A 24,209-nucleotide genomic window follows, 5' to 3' on the forward strand; every position below is an offset into this window, starting at 1 on the left:
TTATAGTAAGTCCCTTTCTGATGCTTTATCGTGGGCGATGGGTGATTTGTATGGAGCGCAATATTTCCGAATTTTTACAGGACCTCGATAACAAAAAAACCGGACAATACGTCCGGCTTTGTATCCCTGTAAAAATAACTTATTTCAAGATTTTCTTCACGGTCACTGTTTCATTTTGGTTGATCTTCAGAATATACAGTCCGTTGCTCATTCTTTCTGCAGGAATTACCACCTTCGTGCTATTAGGCTGCATTTTGCTGATTAATTTACCGCTGGTATCATACATCTCGACACCGGTCATCTTCTCATTTTTAGAGGTGATGACAAAATCACTGCCGTCCCGGTACACCACCACTCTTTCTTTCACCATATTATCGGTTACCAATACAGCATCGGGCTGATAGATGATTTCAAAACGTCCGGTGGTTTCGCCTGCGGTGGCTTCAAAGCTGTAGCTGCCTTCGCTCAGGTTGGTGACGGTCCCGGTTTGTTTGTCTTTCAGATAAATCTTCTGCCCTTTGTCAAAAACACCTTCCCTTTTACCCGCAGCAATCATATAAATTCCAGTTTGAAAATGCTTCGTTCCTAAGGCTATCTTATCTGCAATGGTAAAAGCTCGTTTACCGTTGATGCCAATTTTTTTGTTATCAACAAGACTGAAAATATCGTCTGATCCTAATTTGGATTCAGAATCTTCGGCTCCAAAAGCATCGCTCCCGCCATCAAAATAAACAACAGCAAGGGTACTGGTGACCTTCGCAGGAGAAATTAACCGTAGCCAGAAACGGTCATCTTCTAAATCCTGGTTTTGCGTTCTTCCTAAAAAACTTGCAGTCACCTCAGCATCAGTGCGAATACTGTTGTTAAAAACAAGGGTATATCCCTTAGCAAGTGCTTTGGTCATAAACCCCTGACCCACGCTGATAATTTGAGAGGGTATTTTTTCACCAATTACCTTAGTATTCAGATAACCTGCAGCCGATGTTCCGGTCCCTTTATTTCCTGCGAACACATTGAAAATTGCATAAGCTTGTCCATTGTAGGCAGACCCTTGCTGTACAAAAACATCATTCACTTCATTGTCCCACAAATAAAAAGTAGCACTGATATTTTCTGATGCTTTTCCTGTTTGACGGTTTCCGCCATTCAGTTCATACAGTTTTATTAAATCAATATTTGAAGGATAAGGATTTCCTAAAAGATTATACCCCAATGAGGTGTTGGTTCCGGTATTGCTGTTTGCCAGGGGAAAATTAATCTTACCATTTTGCGGAACACCTATATATTTCGCAGTCACCTCCATATTTCCAACCGGCACCGCAGCTGTAGTTGGTTCTTTTATGGCCAGGCCTCTGCCTGGAATATTCGCACCGGAGGATGTACCAAAAAGGTTATTGGCCTCATTATGATAAAGTGCAAAAGTAATTCCGGGGTAAATCGTTTTTAAATTTTGACCTGCAATAAAATCCACTGGAGAACCTACATAGTTATATTGGTTTCGGGTCACTCCAATTTTAATATCCCGCAACACGGTGATGGCACCTGAGTTTGGAGGGGTAGGATTATCATTGGTCTGGATCAGGTTACCATCTGTTTCTACGGTAAGACTGCTTCCTTGAGTAACAGTCACGCCATTCTGTACTTTGAAAAACCCTCCTTTCCGAATGGTGACCGGTGCATTATTCGTGATTAATAATGAACAAACATCCAGATTTCCCGCACTTGAATTGTACGCAGACTGTATTTCTGCCGAAAGATTCGGTGCAAGCGCAGGAGTCCATTTACCAGTATTGTAAACTGCTGTTTGCGTTGCGATTGTTATTGCATTCGATGTTGCCTGTAAATTTGCTAAACATGAACTTGCATTAGAAGTCATTATCACCGTTACCTTATTACCAACTACCAAACTTGTCGATGTAAAAGTCGGACTGTCTGTTCCTACATTTATTCCATTGACCTGCCACTGATAGGAAGGCGCTGATCCACCATTGGTTGGTGTCGCCGTAAAAGTAAAGGATGTTGGAGTTCCGACACAGATGATACTGGAAGGAGTGGTAACACTAACACTTGCAGGTAAATTAGGATTAACCGCCATCACAAGAACATTCGATGTAGCTGGAGAACCAGTCAAACAAGGAGATGCATTAGAAGTCATTTTTACTGAAATTAAATCACCATTTGTTAAGGTTGTTGAGGTATAAGTAGAAGAAGTTGCTCCAGGAATCAAAGTAACTCCATTATACCATTGATAAGTCGGGCTTGTTCCTCCATTTGTTGGTATTGTAGTAAAGGTTACCGAAGTTCCTGCGCAAATGGTAGTTCCCGGATTTGCCGCAATACTAACGCTTACTGGTAAAGTCGGATTAACCGCCATCACAAGAACATTCGATATAGCTGGAGAACCAGTCAAACAAGGAGATGCATTAGAAGTCATTTTTACTGAAATTAAATCACCATTTGCTAAGGTTGTTGAGGTATAAGTAGAAGAAGTTGCTCCAGGAATCAAAGTAACTCCATTATACCATTGATAAGTCGGGCTTGCTCCTCCATTTGTTGGTATTGTAGTAAAGGTTACCGAGGTTCCTGCGCAAATGGTAGTTCCCGGATTTGCCACGATACTAACATTTGCCGGTAGATTGGCATTGACCGTTATCGTTCCCATTGCTTTCGCACTTCCACAACCTCCTGTCAATGAAATACTATAATTAAATGTTCCCGAAACTGTAGGAGTACCGCTGATGGTAATCATATTCGATGCCCAAGTCGCAGAAACTCCTGCCGGCAAACCATTCTTTCCTCGCACTCCGCTATCGCTGATTCCGCTAGCTCCGGTTGTAGCATAAGTGATATTGTTAATTGCAGTACCCGCGCAAACTACTTGGTCATTGGTTCCAGCAGTTGAGCTTAATGCAACAGTATCATTCGGCTTTACTTCCACACTTACCTGATCAAATACGGTTGCACCATTTCTTGTCACTGCGATTTTGAAAACATAAGCACCTGCCACGGTCAATGTAATTGGCAAAACCTGAACATCTATTTTAGTTCCGGAAGGTATTGAGTATCCACCAGGTCCGGAAACCAATGACCATTTATAAGTAGCGTCTGAATAGTTTTGGGTAGATAAACTAACCGTATTGCCTATGCATAAAGAAGAAGGTGTTGCTGTTGCCCGAACAGTCCCTCCGGCGTTATTAACCTCACAAAAATTTCCACCAAATGGTGCACCGCCATTACCTGTACAGGTGGAATACAGAACAGTTCCAATCCATAATTCTACATTATTAGTACAGGTTCCGCCAATAATACCCATCCCATTAACTCCATCTGAGGAACCACATGTTCCATTTCCAATATTTACTACTATTTGCGTTCCTGCAGGAAATTTCACTGTCAGTTGGTTGGCATTGAGATTGAGTGTACCGTTCTTAATGATTACATTTTGTGTAGTTTTAAATTCAACAATGGTTTTGTTGTCAGGAGAAATGTGTAGTTTCCCCCCATTAATTATTAAATCACCGAAAGACAGATTAACAGGACTAACCATGGTATCAGGAATGGTCACTTGATGAGTAATTGTAACCGACGACGTAGAATATCCTAGTGGAACCGTAGCAGTACCGGGGTAACCTGACGTTAGAGGGGACCACTTCACAGGAGATATACTGGTACATACCTCCCATGTGGCTATTGCATTCCAGTTCCCGTCCCCTTTAGACCTATAATCACCAACTGCCTGTGCCATAGCAAAATGCGAGAAAAATAAAAAGAACAGAAGAAACCCTGTTTTTCTTAAAAAGTTATTTGTTTTCATTTGTATTTGTGTTGATATGTATGTTTATCTGAAATTAAAACAAGAGATACACAAGGCCGTAAAGAAACCCGGTGAGATAAATTTCGCGCACAGCAAAAGACACCCGCCATGTTGAACACAGGGGATTGCGGTGATTCCATACTTCAGGAAGTTATTGAAAATTCGCGGCGGAAAAAAGATTTTAAAAATGAGGGAAACGGCCAGCATCCAGACCATTCATAGCACCCAAGAAAACGCCTACCCGTTGAGGGAAAGTAATTTAGTTTCATCATTTGTGTGTTTAAAAGTGTAATATATTTTCTTACACTCCATTTATTTTAACGAATCACGATTTCCGTGACCTATTATCTTAAACTGAAAAAGAAGAGGAAATCAAAAAAGTATTTTTTGAAAACAATAAAAAACTTCCTTTACCCTTAACTTTCAGAAAACAAAGCTAATATTTTTTTTGATATAATAAATACATTATCTTTATTTATTTAATCCAAATAAAAATCATTCAACGCAACACGAAATCATTTAACATAATATCTTAATAAGATACAATGCATTGATGCGGATTCCATAATACCTTACCCTAGAGTAAAGTATTGTCTGTATTTTTTTTCATTTGTTGCGGAATATTTAATTAATTAATATTAATCCAATAGATCACAAAGATATATTTTCCTAACAAACCACCAAGCAAACTCCACATACATAACTTAACTTAAAAAAACCTTGCAAAATTACCTTAAAAAAAGAAAATATTTTACAGACCGTCAAACACATTAAAATTCATCATCACCATCAATAAGGCAACATTTTTACAAAATCGACAAAAAAAAACTAGTGAATCTATGTATGATCATCAATCAGATTTTCATAAATAATCCCATGTCACCCTTTCAGAAAAAAATCAAAAAAAATCTCAAACCCTGAAGAGGTTTGAGATCAAATTACCATATTATCCAAAAGATATTATCTGATGATTTTCCTGATAGTCAACTGTTCTTTTTGATGGATCTTTAAAACATAAATGCCTTGAACAAAATAGTGCCCCGGGATTACAACTCTGGTATTTTCCGCTTGTATTTTACAGACAAGTCTGCCAATGGCGTCATAAACCTCAACCTGTGTTATTTTCGTGGTTTGTGCTTTGATGACAAAATCCCCAGCGTCCTGGTACACCAGTATTCCCTCTTTTATTTTATGGTCGGTTACCAGAATGATTTCCGGCTGATAAACAATTTCAAATCTGCCCGTTGTCTCACCGGCATCTGCTGCAAAAGTATAACTGTCCTGACTCAGGCTGGTAACGGTACCGGTTTTCCTGTCTTTCAGGTAGATATTCTGGCCGTCTTCAAAGACCCCTTCTGCTTTATCCAGCGCGATGGTATAATTTCCCGCCGCGAAATGCGCAGTTCCCAATGCTACAACATCCGTATTCCTAAAACTGCTTCTGCCGTTGACAGACAGTTTCTCTCCTTCTACCCAACTGAACAGCGCATCAGAACCGCCCATAGAATGGCTGTCTTCGTTGGTAAACCCATCGACGCCTTTTTCAAAATAAACAACCGCGATATTGGAAGCGATATTTTGCGGGCTGATCATATTGAGCCAGAAGCGATCCACTGCTTTCTCAGAATTTTCGCCCGTACCTTTACCAAAATAGGCCTGAGAAGAACCGGACGATCTGGTGCTGTTGCTGAAAATAATATTCTGACTCGATACAGCAGTCAACTTTGCCATAAAACCTTGCGCAACACTTACGTATCGTGAAGGAATTTTCAATACAGATGTTCCTTTATCCCCACTTGCTTTCACAGGAGTTCCTACCCCTGCGGGCGTTGCGGCATTGAACTGTGCATAAGCCTGTCCACCGTATGAATCCCCAAACTGCGTGGTTTGAAGATTGGCATTATGATCCCAGAAATAAAAAGTGGAGCTTAGTTTTCCGGAGGCCGCATTATTCTGATAAAACTGAACAAGATCCATATTGGAAGAATAGGGATTCCCGATCAGATTATACCCCCGCTGCATATTGGCAGGATTTGAATTAACCAAAGTATAAATGAAAGTGCCGTTGGCTGGCTTGCCTTCAAAAACGGCAGTGATATGGGCCGGCGCAAAACCAATTGCCGGTTCTTTTACCGCCAGCGCCCGTCCCTTGATATAAGCTCCGGAAGAATTCAGAAAAGTATTGGTTCCCTCGTTGTGATAAAGGACAAATGGCGCGGTGACCGGCAGTTGATGCTCATCCCGTGCATTTTTATAAAGGTCTTTCATGTTAAAACCTTCGGCCGGGGAATGAAGGTAATTGTACTGCTGCCGCCCGGCAGAAAGGGTGATAAGCTGTTCGGCTTTAAAATTTCCCGCGCCGGAATTGGTATCACTTTCATTCACCTGAATCAGATTCCCTTTGGCCTGAACAATCACACTGCCGTCATTCACCATGAAATCAGAAATCTTCACTTCGGTACCTGCCGCAACGGTAAGGGTCGCTTTGTTACCGATCTCACACTGGCAGACTTTAAAACCGCCAAAGTCTGCTGTATTGTAATCTGCCTGAATAATCGCCTTATCGGAAGTTTGTGGCGCAGAGGGAAACCATGCTCCATTCCATATTTTAGGAACCAAACCGGTACTCGTAATGCGTACATCATCTAAAATCCAGGATTCATTCAGCGCATTATCCTGCGCAGAAATTCTTAGTTTGAGCTTCGCAACCGCAGGAAGACCCGTAATCGATATTGCGCTGTAGCGATTTTTAGCGGTAGAACTGAAATAGGTTAAATGATCATCTGCAGCATACGCACGGGTTCCCGTAGCTGTTCCGGCACTTCCAAAACTCCACGCCAGATTCATTTCTCCGGACACCACTTTGGCCTGCGGATACCACGTCGCGCCTCCGTCCGGACTGACCTCCACCAATACATAATCCAGTTTATCTCCATGAATGGTGGTACTGGTGTTGGAAGCATCTAAATCATCCATCCCATTACCGGTGCTTCCCAGGGAAAAGCCGGCAACCTTAAACGAAAGATTAATATGGTCATAAATGGAAGTATCTACCTCATCAAAAGTGAAAACGACACCAGAAGGAGTTTCGGATAAAGGATCTCCGCCCTGAATCCGGTAACCTCTTGCCCCTTCCGAATAGAGATTATTGGCTTTAGGAAAACTGTTGCTGCCACTGTTTCCACTGGAGAATCCCGTATTCGGTCCCGGTGCAATGGTGCCAAAGTGGGTGAGCGTGTAATTCATCACAGGACTTGCAGGCACCATTTCAAAATTCTGCCGTGCGATGATGATTTCTCCCACAGAGGAACAGTAGGTCGCTGCCCCTCTCACCGCAAAAACGTAAGGATGGTCTTTCGGATCATTGTTGGCAATAGACAGGGTCGCGTTTTTCGTTCCAACCGCAGTAGGTGCAAATTTAATTTCAAAGGTTGCCGTTCCATTTTGATTCAGGACCGTTCCTGCTGCAGGACCATTCAAAACAGAAAAAGAAGAAGCATCTGGGCCGGAAAGAGTGATGGCTCCGATGGTAAGGGGATAACCACCCAGATTTTTAATTTCGAAAGCCTTGGTTTGGGAGTCACCTAAATTCTGACTTGCAAACAGGGTATTGTTTAAACCGCTCGGACTCATACTTCCATTCGCAATAGAACTTCCGTTTCCGGTAACCTTCATGTCGGAAATCCCCGCAGCTACCTGGCCGCTGAGCGCTACTACTTTAGTCGCAGCATTGGAGGAAGTTAATCTAACGGTTCCAGCGTAAGAGCCGATTTCCAAACCATCTTTGAGACGCACATGAATTGTTTTATTCGTGACCGCACCCGCTGAAGATTTAAAAAGAACAAGGGTTGAAAAAGGAGGCGCATTGCTGCCATCATAGGTCTGATTGGTTGAAATTTCCCAATTTGAGGAAGCCTCTGCTGTAATATCTTCTCCTAGATTCACACCGTTCACGACAAAATTCTGAGTGGCAGAAGGCCCCTGACCAAACGGATACGAAAATCCGGAAAGGGTGGTTTTATCGGTGGTAATGGCAGGTTGAGAAACAGTCGCTTTTACATCAAATGAATACACCGGGGTATCAGCATCGTTGCTGCCAATCATGACCGTTTCGGTATAAGTTCCCGGAACAGCATTATTAAATCTGATTTTTAAAATCTGGTTGGAAAAGCCGGAGAGCGGGTTGACAGCGGGTTGTGCAGAAACTGTAAATCCTTTTGAACCATGCAGCAACACCACTGCAGGATCATCTAACACCAAATTTGCGGAGCCGACATTCAGCAGCGTAAAAGTTTTCTCGACCTCCGTACCGGAAAGAATTGCGGCGCCGAAATCCGTTCCGTCAACAGCCGAAGGACTTGTATCTCCATCGGTAATGGTCACGCCATTCCCCTGAATACTGATCCTGGGTTTCGGTGTTCCGGTGAAGCAGGTCCAGGAAAGGTCGTCAATAACAACTTGCTCATTTTTACTGTTTCTAATTTCTATAGTAACACTTCCGGCAATATTGAGATTATTAATTGTAAAAGTTTGGACATCGGCATTATCCCAGGCAACAGAACTTCCTACGGATACTCCATTGATAAAAAGTTCAACCTGTCTGTTTCCAGCCCCCGTAAATCCTTTTTTTAAACTGCATCTAAAACTTGAAATGCCATTATTAATGGAGGATGAAATCATTTTACTGCTTGTAGTACGCAACATGATTCCTTTCCCATTTATTCCGAAATCTCCTTCGTCTCTTGCTTCAGTATAAGTCCAGACAATCGAGTTATTCCCTACGAATGAGCCAGCGGTATAAGACGCTTTAGCATTTGATTTGGAAAAATCCTCTGAAAAATTGCATGGCTGAGCAAGCGTAGCACAACTCGTTTTCGGCTCACCGACTAATTTGTAATCAATCGCAGTTCCCGAATTGCTATAGGACCAGATTTTAAAATAATAAGGAGTATTAGATAACAGTCCAGTGGCAGTAAAACTCTGCGTTCCCTGCAAAACATTCTGTGTATTTGCTCCGTTGGCAACTGCGGTTCCATCTTGCGGATCTGCAATATCAGCATAAGAAGTACTGCTCCACCGGATCAGATACCCGTCCGGAGGAGTGGTTCCTGCCGCATCGGTCCAGGAAATTGGAATCGTAGAGTGGGTAGTAACGCCACATGAGAAGTTGATGGGAAAATTAGTAGGCTCGGGTTGCGCCACACTGTTGACCGTCCATTCAATTTTAACATCATCTATAGCCAAACCATGATCACTCCCTGTGTGATCCGGATCATCCCATTTAAGAAGAATATAAGAACCCGCAGGAAGATTTAAAGCCGGAATTGAAATGTTACTTTTGGTTGTTTTGTTTTCCGGAGCATTTCCACTTAATGGCCCAGCCTCACCACCTGTTACTGGACTTATAAAATCCAAATTAGTAACAGCAGTCCAACCTGTAATTACTTTCGGTTGTAAATCCGTAATTGGAGAAGAGGATATTTTGTAATAAAAAGAAACCGTTTGAGCAAGTGCGCCTGAATTCCTCCATTGTTTACCAGTATAGGATACTTTAATATCCGTAACAGTAAATGACGAATTATTTTTCAGCAAAACTCCCCACGCAAAATCGCCTGCCGCAACACCCCCAGAACCCAACGAACCCAGAGCCCTGTCGGTAGAACCGGAAGAACCATAACTATAAAGGTTTCCGGCAGTTGCACTCCCTACATCTGCTGAAATTATTGTGCCAGTACCACTTCTTTTTGCATACCAATTTGTTAAAGTGGAGTTATCCACCCAATCTCCTGATCCTGTTGATAATAAAGTATTAAAATCCTGTTGATAAGATCCTGTGGTTGACATTGAAATCTGCCCACAGATTGCAGCTGAAAACAGCACAGCAAAGAGCACTATTATTCTATAAAAATAAAGTAAATATTTTTTCATGGCTTTGTGTTTTGAAGGATAAAATTACTTCTTTTTTGAATGCAAACCGCTAATTTCAAAAATCTATTCACAATTAAACAACTACTGCTCAACAAGTTAATAAACAAAAACCTCTTCCCCACTGCCTCAAAGGAGCTCCACTGGTGAAAATTTTCGAATTATACCATCCCCTACACCAAACAACACAAATCTTTGTGAAGCACAAATTCAACCATCCATCATTGACAATTTATCATTTCCTTTGACACCATTCACGATACACCATTCGCAATTGACTCCATTGACTCATTCACCATTCACCAGTTTGACACCAGTGTGCCATTCACCACTCCACAACCTGCCAATCCCTGAATAGTGTTGACTTGTTTTTATATAATTATTTTCATGGTCGTTGTTGAATGTGGCTGTTAAAATGTGGGTAAATTTTAAGTGCAATCATTTCTAAATTTATCCATATTTTAATAGCTTTCCACATTGGGTAACCTCTTTTTTTTTACGGCTCATTATTATCATAGATGGTGATAATGGGTTGGGATGAAAATCCCTTTTCCTGCCATCTTCTTTCAAATTCTACAGGCGATAACCGGCCAAGGTTATTGTGTGGTCGGCGGTTATTATATTGATTAACCGCTCGCTTTGTAAATTTCTTCAACTGTTCAAAGTTCATGGGTTTCCATCGATCCAGATATTCTTCTTTTATGGTCTTGTTTATCCGCTCTGCATATGCATTATCCTGTGCGGACAAGGCCATGCTTATCTGGGTAGCCCCTTCTTTCAGCAACTTGACATATTCTTTATAAATGTATTGCCCTCCTCTGTCCGAGTGATGGATTTTAGGAAAACAATGGTCTCTTACCGCCATTTTCAAGGCTTCTACATTCGCGGTTGCCCTCATATTATTGGATATTTTGTATCCTGTAATCTTTTTCGTGTATACATCAATGATGAAAACTGCGTAATAAAACCTATCGTTAACGTAAATATACGTAATATCCGACTGCCAGATGGTGTTAGGTGCATTTACCTCCATACCTTTGATAAGATTGGGATATTCACAGGCGACGGAATGGGTCGTTTTGCGGTAATTCTTCTTGTGCTCCAGCCTGAAGCCCAATTCCATAAAAAGTTCTATGAAGCGGTCTCTGCCCATGAATTCAGGCTTTAAGGCATAATACATTTTCTCTACTCCGCATCCTGGGTGCTCATTCCGTAGTTCGTGGGCTTCCAACATGAGAACACGTACTTTTTCATCAAAAATATTCTGTCGATACTCAAATTGTTGCACCGCCTGCCTGCTGATCCCTACTGCCCGATATAAAGCATTCAGGGGGAATTCTTTTTCTTCGGAATGTTGCCTGAACCAACAGAGCGTTGGTTGCCGTAATTTTTTTTTATGTCAATGTCCAGATCTTCCTTGGCTATATCAATCATTTTTTCCAGATAATCGATCATAATCTGCTTTTGACCGACGGCTTGCTCAAGCTCTTTAATCTTCTGCTCCAGTTCTTTTAGCTTATGTACACTGCTTTCTTTCATTTCTACAACTCTAATTCCTTTCTCGTTAAAGGTAGAAAATTTATAGATCCAGTTATAAATTGCCGAATCCGAAACTCCATAAAGTTTTTCAAGCTGTAATACACTGAATTTTCCTCTCTCAAATAGAGAGACGATCTCCCTCTTAAATTCCTCACTGAAAACCCGATGCTTCTGCAGTTTCTTAATGTTTGCTTTCATATTTGTTGACTTATTTATGTCAACCTATATCAGGGACGGACACCAGTTCTTTTAGCTTATGTACACTGCTTTCTTTCATTTCTACAACTCTAATTCCTTTCTCGTTAAAGGTAGAAAATTTATAGATCCAGTTATAAATTGCCGAATCCGAAACTCCATAAAGTTTTTCAAGCTGTAATACACTGAATTTTCCTCTCTCAAATAGAGAGACGATCTCCCTCTTAAATTCCTCACTGAAAACCCGATGCTTCTGCAGTTTCTTAATGTTTGCTTTCATATTTGTTGACTTATTTATGTCAACCTATATCAGGGACGGACAATATACCAAGCATCCAACACCAAACATCCAGCACCCAACACCAATACCCATCTCATAAAATTCCCTTAATTTTGCACCAAAGAAAAAAACATGCTTCTCATCGATTCCCCTTCTCAAAATGCCTATTTCAATATTGCCTCGGAAGAATACCTGCTTCACCGCTTTCCGACGGAAGATATTTTCTTATTGTACGTCAATGCGCCCTCGATTATCGTAGGGAAATTCCAAAATACCCTGGCCGAAATTAATCTCGACTATGTGAAGGAAAAAGAAATCAAAGTCGTGCGCCGGATGTCGGGTGGTGGCACAGTGTATCACGATCTGGGAAACCTCAACTTTTCCTTTCATACCCTTTTGGGCCAGAATGATTTTGGTGACTTTTCTTTTTTCACCCAACCCGTGCTCAATATGTTGAATAAGTTAAATGTACCGGCAGAATTAAAAGGACGTAATGATTTATTGGTAGACGGCAAAAAATTCAGCGGCAACGCCAAACTCGCGCGCCATGGAAAAATGATTCAGCACGGAACCATCCTTCTGAATTCCGAAATGGAAGTATTGGGTGAAGCTTTAAAAGTCAATCCTTTGAAATTCATCGACAAAGCCATTAAATCTACCCGGTCGCGCGTGACCAACCTCATCAGCTATCTACCGGAAGACACGACTACAGATCACCTTAAAAACCTGCTCACTGAAGAGATCATCAAAAATAATCCGGGTGCAGAACGGTATGAACTCACCGCAGAAGACCTGCAAAACATCCAGCAGCTGATGGCAGAAAAATACGAAACCTGGGACTGGAACTTTGGATTTTCACCCAACTATAATTTTAAGAAAGCTATCAAAGTTCCGGCTGGATTTATTGAAGTCCATCTAGAGGTCGTACAGGGCTTCATAGAAAAAGCCAAAATATTCGGCGACTTTTTCGCCTCGAAACCGATTGAAGAACTGGAAGAACAGCTGATAGGAAAAAAACACGAAATCTCTGCTTTAAATGAACTCCTGACCTCTGTTGACCTGACGGGGTATTTTGGAAAAGTAACGCTGGAGGAAGTACTGGAAGGATTTAACTGATCCAAAAAAAAAGAGCCTGGCGAAAAAGAAAATAAATCAGGAAAATGAAAGCATATCAATTACATTTTGGATCCTATACTTCATTTCTAAAGCAGACTTTGCAACCTTATTTTCCGCAATAATCTTTAAAAGCTGCTTATCAGAAATGCTGCAGCTCAATTTAAACTAAAAAAATCCGTCTCGTAATGAGACGGATTTACCTTTTAAAAATAGTTCAAAATATTAAATATTATTTCTTTTCCATGGCTTTAATTAAAATCTGAAGATTCACCTCATCCTTAATAAGACCGTTGGCAAGTGGCAGCTGAAACTTCACGCCGAAATCCTCTCTTTTAATATCTTTAGGTTCAGTGGCAATGGTCGCTTCAGCACCTTTTACAGAAACATTTGCATTGAACTGTACCGGTTTTGTAATTCCTTTGATGGTCAAGTTCCCATCCAGAAGGGTGTTATAGTCACCCGATTGAGTGGGTGTGACTTTGGTAATTTCGTAAGATGCGGTCGGGAACTTGTCTGCTTCGAAGAAATCTCCGCTTTTCAGATGACCGTTTAATTTTGCCAACTGTTCCGGATCGTTTTTTAAATCTACAGAAGTCAAAGAATTCATGTCGGCCACGAATTTACCACTTTCCAAAACGCCGTCTTTCACGGTTAGATCACCACTTTCGAATTTAATAATTCCGAAATGGCTCGATTGTTCAGATTTCACTACTTTGTACCCTTTCCATTCGATTCTGCTGTTTAAAGTATCGAGTTCATATATTGCACCCCGGTTGGTGGTAGAAACTTCGGTAACCTCGCTGGTCAGGGGTTTGTCTTTCGCACATGATACGACTGCAAATGAAAAAAGTACGAAGAAAACCGAATTGGTAATTGATTTCATCATTAAATAGCTTAAATTAAATTGTTTTGGCTAAAATAACAAAAATATCTTTATTAGAGACAAATATGTTATTTTTGCAATATGCTATTAGAAATCAAGAATTTATTTTTTTCCCATCGCCCAGAGCAAAGGCTTTTCCAGAATTTTAATCTTAAAGTTGAGGAAGGGAAAATCATCGCTTTAGCAGGTGAAAGCGGCTGTGGAAAATCTACTATTTTAAATTTAATTTACGGCCTTCTCGAATGGGAAAAAGGCCAAATCATTTTTAATGGCGCACCGATTTTGGGACCTACAAAAAATTTGGTTCCCGGCGAAGATCATATGAAACTGGTCGCTCAGAATTACGATCTGATGCCCTATTCTACGGTGGCAGATAATGTGGGGAAATTTATTTCCAATATCAATTTAAAAGAGAAAAAAGAAAGAGTTCAGGAACTTTTAACGGTGGTTGGACTTGAAGAATACGAAAACACATTACCCAAATATCTGAGTGGTGGACAAATGCAGAGAGTCGCCATTGCAAGAGCGCTTTCGGTAATGCCCAAGCTTTTATTACTAGATGAACCTTTCAGCAATATCGACTTTTCCAGAAAAATAGAACTGCGCGAACGGCTTTTTAATTACGTTCGGGAAAAGAATATTTCGCTCCTTATTTCGACACATGAAATCCAGGAAGTTATGCCTTGGCTGGATCAGATTATTGTTCTGCAAGGCGGACGGCTCATCCAAAATGATGATGCAGAAGAAACCTACAATAATCCTTACAATCAATATGTTGCGTCACTTTTCGGTGAGGTAAATGTTTTTTCGGAGGAAGAAAAATTAGAATTAAATATTTCTAAAAAGTTCTGGTATCCACACGAAATAACCATTTCAGATCATGGAAAAGAAGCCGAAGTTTTAGAAAGCCGTTTTGCCGGAAGCTGTTACTGGACGAAAATTTCCCTGAATGGCAAACAACTGATTATTTACACCGCGGAAAAAGCGGAAGGTTTGATTAAAATAAATCTTTAAAAATAAAAAAAGCCAGGCCAATTCAGCGTTTGCAAATGGAGGCCTGACTTTTCTCAGTTCATTTTTATCTTTTGAAAATAATTCTTAGCTTTGTTATTCAAAACGTAAGGAAATTTTTGGTTAATTCTCTTTCTGCCCCTGAGACGAAATTAGTACGATTCCTTTGTACAACTAGTCTTTGAAACGGAACCCTGTCCAAATTTTTCCTTTTTTTTTACGCCTTTTTCACAAATTCAGACTTCAAAGCCATTGATCCGAAGCCGTCGATTTTACAATCAATATTGTGGTCGCTGTCCGGGCGCAGTCTGATGTTTTTCACCTTGGTGCCTGCTTTTACCGGTTTTGGTGCACCTTTTACCGGTAAATCTTTGATTACCACTACCGAGTCGCCATTTTGTAATTCGTGTCCGTGGGCATCTAAAATTTTATCTTCATCAGCTGTTTCTCCCGGCGTCCATTCGTAGAAACACTGTGAACAAACCATTTTGCCATCCTGTTCATAAGTGAATTCCGACTGGCACTTCGGACATCCTATTGTATCGCTCATAATTATAATTTTTACAAAGATATTATTTAAATAAAGACATTACAAGTTGGCAGTGATTTCAACAATCCTGTTTCGTCATTCTTAAATTCTGAATGCAGATTTTATTCATAAAACCGCTGACCGGCTGCTGATTTTGAGCGCCAATCTTCAGCCTAAATTATTATCTTTGCTCCATGGATTTACAATACACCGTTCGCGAACCCGAAAACATCAACTCAAAAACGCCTTTACTTATTTTACTTCACGGTTACGGAAGCAATGAACAGGATTTATTCAGCTTTGTGCCCACGCTGCCGGAAGACTGGTTAATTGTCAGTTTCAGAGCACCTTTCAATACCAATTACGAGGGTTATTCCTGGTATGATATTGATTTAATGAATGAAGAAAACAGAATTGATGTTGCCCAAGCCAAACAATCAGAGCAGGCAATTTTGGAAAACATATTGAAAATCACCAATAAATATGGTTTAACAGAAAACCAAACCCATTTGTGCGGATTTTCCCAAGGCGGAATCCTGAGTTATGCACTGGCGCTGAATCATCCCGACTTATTCACAAAAGTTGCCTGTATGAGCTGTTATGCCGAAGAAAAACTATTAACAAACATTGTAAAAGATAAAAAGAAAATTGAAAAATTAAGATTCTTTATTTCTCACGGCACTGATGATGCGATAATCCCGCTGGACTGGGGCCGCAAAGCCGCAGACTTTTTATATGAACTGGGCGCCTACTTTTCGTTCCGGGAATATATGAGCGGCCATGGCGTGAATCAGAAAAACTATATGGATCTGATGGATTTTTTCGGAAAATAATTTTTCAATATGAGAATTTTAAAACACATTAAATTCTATTTGGTATTCTTTGCGGGTTTGGTTACTCATTTGCAAAGTCAGGTTCTCATCACAATCACTTCCGTTCCCAAGGAAACTCCGGCAGATGCCAGGATCTTCATGCCAAATTCTCTGAATAACTGGATTCCCGACGATCCTGATTTTGAATTAAAAAAAGACAGCGCCGGAAATTATATTTTACAAATCCCTGAAAATAAAGGAACTTTAGAATACAAATTTACACAGGGAAATTGGGAAACAGCGGAAGGCGATCACAATGGAAACAACTCTGACAACAGAAAACTCACCTTCAGCAAAAACGCTCAAAACGTTGAAAACAAAATACTTTCATGGGAACGTACCGCTGCAAAAAAGAACACTGCGACCGATAATGTAAAAGTTTTAAGCGAAAACTTCAGCATTCCACAGTTGAAGACCAGCCGCCGCATCTGGATTTATCTTCCACCAGATTATGCGACTTCCACCAAAAAATATCCTGTCATTTATATGCAGGATGCACAGAATTTATTTAATGATGCCACTTCTTTTTCCGGTGAATGGAAGGTAGATAAAACTTTAAATCAGTTTTTTACGGAAGGAAACCGCGCTGCTATTGTGGTGGGAATTGAAAATGGTGGCGCAGAAAGACTGAATGAATATTCGGCCTGGAACAACGCAAAATATGCTGGCGGAAAAGGCGACGCCTACACCGAATTTCTGGCAAAAACACTGAAACCTTATATCGATAAAAACTACCGAACTTTGCCACAGGCAAAAAACACAGCACTTATCGGAAGCTCGATGGGCGGTTTAATTTCGTTTTATGCAGGCTTGAAATATCCTGAAAAATTCGGAAAACTCGGGATTTTCAGTCCCAGTTTCTGGTTTGCTTTTAAAGATTTAAATCTCTTTGTCAGCAAAAGTGCTAAAAATTTAAAAAACACTCAATTTTATTTTCTCGCGGGCGTCAAAGAATCGGAAGAAATGGTTTCAGATATTGAAAAGGTCATTCCGGTTTTAATTAAAAAAGGAGTTCCGCCAGAGCATATCAAAACTAAATTTGATGAAGACGGAACCCATTCCGAATCCTATTGGTCGCGCGAATTCGGAGCTGCTTATCTGTGGCTGTTTAAAAATTAAAGGTAGATTTTCTTTCTTTAAATTGCATTTAAACTTAAGGTTCAATCACCGTAGAATTTTTCACTTCCTTGATCATAAAAGAACTTTGGGTACTGGCAATGTGCTGCAGATTCGTGAGCTTTCCCACCATAAATTCACGATATTCCTGAATATCCCGAACACAGATTTTGAGGATATAATCGTGATCTCCAGAGACATGAAAACATTCTAACACTTCCGGAAACTGCGTAATTTCCCGTTCAAACTGCGAGATATATTCCTTCTTATGCTGAACCAGTTTTACATGACATAAAACGATGAAGTTTTTCTGAATTTTTTCGGTATTCAATAAAGCCACATATTTCCTGATAACCTGGTGTTTCTCAAGTTTTTTAATCCGTTCAAATACAGCGGTAACCGATAAATCCAATTCATTGGCCAATTGTTTGGTAGTTTTTTTGGCATCATTCTGCAGTAAAATCAGTAATTTTTTATCTTTTGTATCCAACATGAAATGAAATATTTTCGGTTATTACTTTTATTATTCCTCAAATATAAAATTAAAATCTATAAATGATTCAAACAACCGATTTATTTTCTTATTTTATTTTAAATCATTGCATTTAAGTTTAAAAACGTTCACTTTTATCAAAACAAAAATTACTATTATGGAAAACTTTGATGCAGCCAATAATATTCAGGATCTGCAATATTTTGGAGAGTTCGGTGGCGTAAACCCTTCTATATCTGATAGTTCTACTTATACTTTTCTTTCTGCAAAAACCATGTTCGACACTTTCGAAGGAAAAACAGAAGGTTGTTATTTATACTCACGCCATTCCACACCAAGCAATCTTTATTTGAGTCAGGCACTGGCCCAGATGGAAGGCACGGAAAGCGCCAATGTTACCGCATCTGGTATGGGGGCAATCACCTCTACCCTTTTTCAGCTTTGCAAAGCTGGCGATCATATTATTTCGAGCCGCACCATTTATGGCGGCACTTATGCATTTATGAAAAATTTTCTGCATGATTACAATATCAAAACTTCCTTTGTCGATATCACCGATTTGTCTGCCGTGGAAAATGCCATTACTGAAAACACGAAAGTTCTTTTCTGTGAAACGGTAAGCAATCCACTTTTAGAAATAGCAGATCTTTTTGAACTGGCTAAACTGGCTAAAAAGCATAATCTTCAATTGGTTGTTGACAATACCTTTTCACCGCTTTCAATCAGTCCACAAATTCTGGGAGCAGACATTACGATTCACAGTTTAACAAAATTCATTAACGGGAGCAGTGATGCCGTTGCCGGAGTTGTTTGCGCATCAGCTCAGTTCATTAATGATTTAAAAGATGTGAATTCGGGAGCCTGCATGTTACTGGGTCCAACTTTAGACAGTTTCCGCGCAGCGAGCATTCTTAAAAACCTGAGAACGCTTCATATCAGAATGAAGAAACACAGTGAGAATGCGCAGTATCTGGCCGAACAATTTGAGAACGACGGACTGGCGGTAAAATATCCCGGCTTAAAAAGCCACAAACAACACGAACTTTTCAAAAGCATGATGAATCCGGAATATGGTTTCGGCGGTTTATTGACACTGGATGTGCAAACCATGAAAAGAGCCAACGAGTTGATGGAGTTGATGCAAAAAGAAAATCTTGGTTATCTGGCGGTAAGTCTCGGCTTTTATAAAACTTTGTTCTCGTGCTCGGGAAGTTCAACTTCATCTGAAATCCCGGAAGCAGAACAGAAAGAAATGGGACTTTCTGAAGGATTAATCAGAATGTCAATCGGTTTAGACCATGATATCAAAAGAACGTACGGGAAAATGAAATGGTGTATGCAACAGGTTGGCATCCTGAGTTAAAATTTTTATAATGATGAAATGTTAATTTAATTTCTTGATGAAAACAACCACAACTTCAGTGGTTGTTTTTTTCCATCTAAATGGCTGAGCTACTGAGCAGCGCAATTACCCATTTAAAATTTATTCGAAATATCAATCAAAACGGTTCGGATGTTTCTTCTGAATTTCCGAAACGGTTCCCAACACTTTATCTTTCAAAGTATCCTGATAGCTTTCTAATTTTTTTGAAACTTGTTCATCGGCGCTTCCAATAATTTTAGCAGCCAAAATTCCGGCATTCATCGCCCCATTCAACGCAACCGTCGCAACCGGAATTCCCGACGGCATTTGCAAAATCGAAAGCACAGAATCCCAACCATCAATGGAATTGGAGGATAAAATCGGCACGCCAATTACAGGTAAAGTGGTACAACTGGCCACCATTCCGGGAAGATGAGCCGCGCCGCCTGCTCCGGCAATAATCACTTTTAACCCGCGGGATTTTGCCGTTTTTGCATATTCAAACATTCTTTCCGGAGTTCGGTGTGCGGAAACCACCGTTAATTCGTAAGGAATTTCCAGAGATTTCAGAAAATCCGCTGCCTGTTCCATAATTGTCAAATCGCTTTGACTTCCCATGATGATTCCGACCATTTTTAGTATAAATTTTAAGGTTTAAAGATAAGAAAATTTGAGGTTTTAGCCGGGAAACTTTGAAGACTTTGAATTTTCAGAATTCGCAATTGAATTCCCCACCCAAAATCCCGTACTGAAACACGCCTGCAAAAGATAACCACCAGTAGGCGCTTCCCAGTCGATCATTTCTCCGGCACAAAAAACATCTGGAAACTTTTTCAATTCGAGATTTGAATCCAGTTCAGAAAACGCAACGCCGCCAGCGGTAGAAATCACTTCGTCGATCGGGCGGAAACTGAAAACTTCTATCGGAAATTTTTTAATCATTTTTGATAAAATTTCGACATCGGTGTAGGTTTCTTTGTCTAATGTTTTTAAAAGATTAATGGCAGTGGTGGATAATTTTAAATTTCTTTTTAAAACCGGACTTATTTTGTCGGACCTTTTTAATTCTGACAGAATTTCACTTCCTGTTAAATTGGGTTTCAGATCAATATGAATGGTCACAGGAAAATCATGTTTTCTGGTAAAACGGTTCAAATAATAAATCGGGCTTCCCTCGATACCATATTTGGTGAATACGATTTCGCCGGTTTTACTTTGATCATCAAAAGAAACTTTGATGTTTTTCAGATATTGTCCTTGCAGCAAATGATATTTTTCGGAAGTATTATATCCGGAATTTGCAGATTGCAATGGAATTATTGCTATGTTTTTTGACTTTAGAATTTCTACCCATTTTGCATCAGAGCCTGTTTTTTTCCAGGAACCACCACCCATGGCCAAAATTAATTTTGAATATTTGACCGTTACATTTTTATCATTATTTTTAAGATAAACTGAAGAATCATCAAAATCCAGAAAAATATGCTCGTAATGGATGGTAACACCCAATTTTTCCAACTGATCTAACCAGGCCTTTAAAACCTGAATCGGTTTGAAATTTTTGGTCGGAAAAATCTTGCCTGAACTTCCGACATAAGTTGTGATCCCAAGATCTGAAAGCCACTGAATTACTTTTTGATTATCAAATTGGCGCACAATTTCCTGAATTTCCGGGGCTTCATATTTCTCTAAAAAAGAGTCGGTTTCTTCACTGTGTGTCAAATTAAATCCGCCGTTTCCGGCGACCAAAAATTTTCTGGCGGCCGCTTTATTCTGCTCATAAACCTGAACTTTATAGCCTTTTTCGGCTAAAATCTGTGCCGCCATTAATCCGGCTGGACCGGCTCCAATAATGATTATTTGATCTTCGCTCATGTTGCAACAATGCGGATTTTTTTTGATGACAACGGAAATTTCATCGTATAGTTACCCTTCATGATTTCCAATCTTTATAAGGATGAGTCACCAAATTTGAATTATAATATTTTTCGTCTCCCGTTACTTCGCTATCGATCCAGTCAGGAAGAGTGAAGATTTCATCTTCGCTTGTCAATTCGATTTCTGCCACGAGAAGTCCGGTGTTATTTCCCAAAAACTCATCAACTTCCCAAACGTGTTGGCCAACGGATATTTTGAATCTGATTTTGGAAAGTTCCGCCACGCAAAACTGATCCAGCAGTTCTTTGGCTTCACCGACAGGAACTTCATATTCGTATTCCGCTCTTGTTGCACCAACCGAAATTCCTTTAATGGTAAGAAATCCTTTATCAGAAGTTTGTCGCACGCGAATTGTTTTATTGGGGTCGGTCAGCAAATAACCCTGTCTGTAAAATTCACCGGCTGGTTTTTCGACCTGCTGCCATTTGGTTTTGTTGACTAAAAATTTTCTTTCTATTTCTATTCCCATCTTGAGATTGTTCTAAAGTTATATTTATTTTCTTACAGACTTTATGCTTGTTTTTCTCAAGTCTTTTTATTCCTTTTCTTACTATTTAATTCTGAAAATTTCACTTAATCATAATGAAATCTACACTTAGCAATCAAGATATCATCTTCTTGAAATTTATAAATCAAGCGGTGTTCATCATCGATTCTTCTCGACCAAAATCCAGCGTATTTGTGTTTCAGCGGTTCTGGCTTTCCGATGCCTTCAAAAGGAGTTCGTGAAATATCCTTTAACAAATCATTTATCCGTTTCAGTTTTTTCTTATCGATTTTTTGCCAGTACAAATAATCCTCCCAGGATTCATCCACGAAAATATATTTCATCTTATTCTTCGATTAATTCCTTAGAATAAGATTTTCCACTTTTCAATTTCTCGATGGCAGCATCTAATCGCATCTCATTCTTACGCGAAGACAGCTCGTAATTGGTTGCCATCAAAGAATTGTATTCTTCCAAGGACATTACAACGATTCCAGAATCTTTGCCACGATTAATGATCAAGGTTTCAAAGTTTTTTGAAACGCGGTCTAAATAGGATTTGATATCTTTTCTAAAATCAGAAACACTAGTGATAAACATAATTATGCGTTTTTATTTGTACAAATTTACGTACAAAAAACAGATTGTGCAATTTTAAAAAGTTGAAATACAATTGCTTTATATTTTCTCCGAAGACCAAAATTAACAAGGATAATTTTCAACAATGTGCCCTCATCTTTGTTCAATTCTCCCATAAAATCTACCTTTGCACGACTGCAAAAAACATTTTTTTAGCGATATTATTAATTTCACCAAATACAATTCTACACTTTTCATGTTCAAAGATCCCAAATTAGTACTCGCAATCATTACCGTGGCTTTGGTTTGGGGAACGACATTTTTAGGAATCCGGATTGCGGTAGAAACGATTCCGCCTTGGTTTGTCGCCGGAATCCGTCAGTTTTTAGCCGGGATTATTTTATTGGTATACCTCCTCTTTTCAAAAAACTTAAAATGGATTGGCTGGAAAAATTTAAAAAATCAAATTATCCTCGCCTCTCTAATGCTAATCGTCGCCAACGGAATGACGACCGTCGCCGAAAAACATTTGACCAGCAGTTTGGCCTCGCTCATCAGCTCCACTTCTCCACTTCTGGTGTTTATTTTGAGTCTGTTTTTCAGTTTACAAAAATTTACTTTTCGAGGTTTAATTGGCGTGCTTTTAGGATTTTCGGGAATCTTGCTGATTTTCAAAAACGGCCTGCAGGATTTACTCAACGCAGAATATAGAATGGGAATCATTTACATGTTTTTTGCCATTTTCGGTTGGGCATTTGGAACGATCTTCTCAAAAAAAATGAATCATCAGCCGCAGAATATATCGCTCAATCTTTTTTATCAGTTTAGTTTCGCCGGTATTGTTCAGATTATTTTCGGATTTCTTTTGTCGGAAAACATCAATATTTACAGCTGGACGTTGAAGAGTTTGTCTGCTACGGTTTATCTCGCCCTGTTTGGTTCTGTGATTGCTTTTTTTGCATTTCATTTCGCATTAAAAAGAATTTCACCGATCCAGATTTCGATCCTTTCTTACGTGAATACGATTATTGCGATTTTTCTGGGTTGGCTGGTTTTAAACGAGCCTATTTCACTTCAGTTCATTGTCGCGGCAGCACTGATTATCACCGGAGTTTTCATCACCAATTACAAACCGGGAATGTTTAAAAAAGCCTGATTCCTGTTTAATTGGACGCCTTTCCATCTGAAATCATTCTCAGCTTTGTCGAAGGAATTCCTTTTTTTTTGAAGTCACATTTCACGTTACAAAAGAAAGAGTTCCGTTCAAAATCGTCGCATATTCTTATAAAACAACGTTTCATTTTAGTAAAAAAGAGCTTTTTTGAATCGAAAAAATCAGACAGAATATTTTAAGGAAAGGTCCTTCAGATAATTATCAACCTTCATTAAATGGGTACCGAACCACGAAAACGCTTCGCCGTCAACTAAGATGATTTCTTTTGTCGGCATTTCTTTCTGAAGTTCATCGATATGTTTTTGCTGAAATGGAAATGGTTCCGAAGAGAGAAAAATAAGATCTGCTTCCTTCAGTTCTTCCACCGAAATTTCGGGATATCTTTTTCTGTTTTTAAATAAATTTTCAAATCCCGATTTCTGTAAAACTTCATTAATAAAAGTATCAGAACCTACGGTCATATATGGATTTTTCCAAATTAAATAGGCGATTTTTTTCGGCAAAGAAACTTTAATATCATTAAAAACAGAATTGATTTTCTGATTAAAATTTTGTGCAGAAATCTCTTTATTTAAAAGGCTTCCGAGCTCAGAAATGAAATTTTGATTGTCTTCTAAAGTTTCGATATCGGTGACCCAAACTTTAAAATATTTCATCAGTTCTTCAACTTGAAGTTTTTCATTTTCTTCTTTATTGGCAATGATTAAATCAGGTTGCAGTGATTTAATTTTTTCAATATTTAAATTTTTAGTTCCACCGATAATTTCCACATTTCTCACCAGATTCAGAGGATGAATGCAGAATTTTGTGCGCCCGATAACTTCATCAGCCGTTAAGCCAAAATCAAATAATGTTTCGGTAATACTGGGAACCAGCGAAATGATTTTCATGAAAG

The 24,209-nt window shown here is 39.4% G+C and carries 20 protein-coding genes; 6 read left to right on the forward strand and 14 right to left on the reverse strand.

Features of this window, described 5'->3' with window-relative positions:
• Nucleotides 1–139: 139 nt before the first annotated feature.
• The 5 genes from NBC122_RS01845 to NBC122_RS01865 form a co-directional block, all read right to left on the reverse strand.
• Entirely contained in the window at nucleotides 140–3,814 is a 3,675-nt protein-coding gene (locus NBC122_RS01845; RefSeq protein ID WP_133438741.1) for a T9SS type A sorting domain-containing protein, read from the reverse strand.
• 960 nt (nucleotides 3,815–4,774) lie between these two features.
• Nucleotides 4,775–9,742 carry a choice-of-anchor D domain-containing protein gene (locus NBC122_RS01850; protein WP_133438742.1) on the reverse strand — a complete coding sequence of 1,656 codons (4,968 nt, stop codon included), beginning with the start codon at nucleotides 9,740–9,742 and terminating at the stop codon, nucleotides 4,775–4,777.
• A 493-nt stretch (nucleotides 9,743–10,235) separates the two neighbouring features.
• Nucleotides 10,236–11,069, reverse strand: a complete 834-nt coding sequence (locus NBC122_RS01855) for an IS3 family transposase (RefSeq protein ID WP_133438537.1) — start codon at nucleotides 11,067–11,069, stop codon at nucleotides 10,236–10,238.
• Nucleotides 11,066–11,476, reverse strand: a complete 411-nt coding sequence (locus NBC122_RS01860; RefSeq protein WP_133438536.1) for a transposase — start codon at nucleotides 11,474–11,476, stop codon at nucleotides 11,066–11,068. Before NBC122_RS01860 ends, NBC122_RS01855 begins: the two co-directional genes overlap by 4 nt.
• Nucleotides 11,477–11,495: 19 nt before the next feature.
• On the reverse strand, nucleotides 11,496–11,753 hold the full coding sequence (locus NBC122_RS01865; RefSeq protein WP_221343587.1) for a transposase: 258 nt from the start codon (nucleotides 11,751–11,753) through the stop codon (nucleotides 11,496–11,498).
• 132 nt (nucleotides 11,754–11,885) lie between these two features.
• On the opposite strand from NBC122_RS01865, the gene NBC122_RS01870 reads away from it, so the two are divergent.
• A complete protein-coding gene (locus tag NBC122_RS01870; RefSeq protein ID WP_133438743.1) occupies nucleotides 11,886–12,869 on the forward strand; it encodes a lipoate--protein ligase in 984 nt (327 codons plus the stop codon).
• A gap of 229 nt (nucleotides 12,870–13,098) precedes the next feature.
• On the opposite strand, the gene NBC122_RS01875 is transcribed toward NBC122_RS01870, so the two are convergent.
• On the reverse strand, nucleotides 13,099–13,752 hold the full coding sequence (locus NBC122_RS01875; RefSeq protein WP_133441031.1) for a YceI family protein: 654 nt from the start codon (nucleotides 13,750–13,752) through the stop codon (nucleotides 13,099–13,101).
• Nucleotides 13,753–13,833: 81 nt separating this feature from the next.
• Between NBC122_RS01875 and NBC122_RS01880 the strand changes: the two genes are divergently transcribed.
• Nucleotides 13,834–14,766, forward strand: coding sequence for a sulfate/molybdate ABC transporter ATP-binding protein (locus tag NBC122_RS01880; RefSeq protein WP_133438744.1), 933 nt, complete (start codon nucleotides 13,834–13,836; stop codon nucleotides 14,764–14,766).
• A gap of 214 nt (nucleotides 14,767–14,980) precedes the next feature.
• Here the strand turns inward: NBC122_RS01880 and NBC122_RS01885 are convergent, their stop codons facing one another.
• Nucleotides 14,981–15,313, reverse strand: a complete 333-nt coding sequence (locus tag NBC122_RS01885) for a zinc ribbon domain-containing protein YjdM (protein ID WP_133438745.1) — start codon at nucleotides 15,311–15,313, stop codon at nucleotides 14,981–14,983.
• A 173-nt stretch (nucleotides 15,314–15,486) separates the two neighbouring features.
• On the opposite strand from NBC122_RS01885, the gene NBC122_RS01890 reads away from it, so the two are divergent.
• Nucleotides 15,487–16,125 (forward strand): alpha/beta hydrolase, encoded by a 639-nt coding sequence (locus NBC122_RS01890; protein ID WP_133438746.1) that lies wholly within the window; start codon nucleotides 15,487–15,489, stop codon nucleotides 16,123–16,125.
• Nucleotides 16,126–16,134: 9 nt separating this feature from the next.
• Nucleotides 16,135–17,283, forward strand: coding sequence for an alpha/beta hydrolase (locus NBC122_RS01895; protein ID WP_133438747.1), 1,149 nt, complete (start codon nucleotides 16,135–16,137; stop codon nucleotides 17,281–17,283).
• Between the two features lie 34 nt (nucleotides 17,284–17,317).
• Here NBC122_RS01895 and NBC122_RS01900 read toward each other — a convergent pair whose 3' ends face one another.
• Nucleotides 17,318–17,773 (reverse strand): Lrp/AsnC family transcriptional regulator, encoded by a 456-nt coding sequence (locus NBC122_RS01900; protein WP_133438748.1) that lies wholly within the window; start codon nucleotides 17,771–17,773, stop codon nucleotides 17,318–17,320.
• A 157-nt stretch (nucleotides 17,774–17,930) separates the two neighbouring features.
• Between NBC122_RS01900 and NBC122_RS01905 the strand changes: the two genes are divergently transcribed.
• Complete coding sequence (locus NBC122_RS01905; RefSeq protein WP_133438749.1) at nucleotides 17,931–19,136, forward strand: aminotransferase class I/II-fold pyridoxal phosphate-dependent enzyme; 1,206 nt, start codon at nucleotides 17,931–17,933, stop codon at nucleotides 19,134–19,136.
• Nucleotides 19,137–19,268: 132 nt separating this feature from the next.
• On the opposite strand, the gene purE is transcribed toward NBC122_RS01905, so the two are convergent.
• From purE to NBC122_RS01930, 5 genes are all read right to left on the reverse strand, one after another.
• Entirely contained in the window at nucleotides 19,269–19,769 is a 501-nt protein-coding gene (gene purE, locus NBC122_RS01910; RefSeq protein WP_133438750.1) for a 5-(carboxyamino)imidazole ribonucleotide mutase, read from the reverse strand.
• A gap of 45 nt (nucleotides 19,770–19,814) precedes the next feature.
• Nucleotides 19,815–21,011, reverse strand: a complete 1,197-nt coding sequence (locus tag NBC122_RS01915) for a BaiN/RdsA family NAD(P)/FAD-dependent oxidoreductase (protein WP_133438751.1) — start codon at nucleotides 21,009–21,011, stop codon at nucleotides 19,815–19,817.
• A 58-nt stretch (nucleotides 21,012–21,069) separates the two neighbouring features.
• The gene (locus tag NBC122_RS01920) at nucleotides 21,070–21,543 is read right to left on the reverse strand and encodes a CYTH domain-containing protein (protein ID WP_133438752.1); all 474 of its coding nucleotides are present in this window, start codon (nucleotides 21,541–21,543) and stop codon (nucleotides 21,070–21,072) included.
• A 104-nt stretch (nucleotides 21,544–21,647) separates the two neighbouring features.
• Nucleotides 21,648–21,905, reverse strand: coding sequence for a Txe/YoeB family addiction module toxin (locus tag NBC122_RS01925; protein WP_133438753.1), 258 nt, complete (start codon nucleotides 21,903–21,905; stop codon nucleotides 21,648–21,650).
• Nucleotide 21,906: 1 nt separating this feature from the next.
• Nucleotides 21,907–22,161 (reverse strand): type II toxin-antitoxin system Phd/YefM family antitoxin, encoded by a 255-nt coding sequence (locus NBC122_RS01930; RefSeq protein ID WP_133438754.1) that lies wholly within the window; start codon nucleotides 22,159–22,161, stop codon nucleotides 21,907–21,909.
• 235 nt (nucleotides 22,162–22,396) lie between these two features.
• Between NBC122_RS01930 and NBC122_RS01935 the strand changes: the two genes are divergently transcribed.
• Nucleotides 22,397–23,296: a DMT family transporter gene (locus NBC122_RS01935; protein WP_133438755.1), complete on the forward strand. Its 900-nt coding sequence runs from the start codon at nucleotides 22,397–22,399 to the stop codon at nucleotides 23,294–23,296.
• A 179-nt stretch (nucleotides 23,297–23,475) separates the two neighbouring features.
• On the opposite strand, the gene NBC122_RS01940 is transcribed toward NBC122_RS01935, so the two are convergent.
• The gene (locus NBC122_RS01940; RefSeq protein ID WP_133438756.1) at nucleotides 23,476–24,204 is read right to left on the reverse strand and encodes an ABC transporter substrate-binding protein; all 729 of its coding nucleotides are present in this window, start codon (nucleotides 24,202–24,204) and stop codon (nucleotides 23,476–23,478) included.
• Between the last annotated feature and the right edge of the window lie 5 nt (nucleotides 24,205–24,209).

Source organism: Chryseobacterium salivictor, from assembly GCF_004359195.1.
Taxonomy (GTDB): domain Bacteria; phylum Bacteroidota; class Bacteroidia; order Flavobacteriales; family Weeksellaceae; genus Kaistella; species Kaistella salivictor.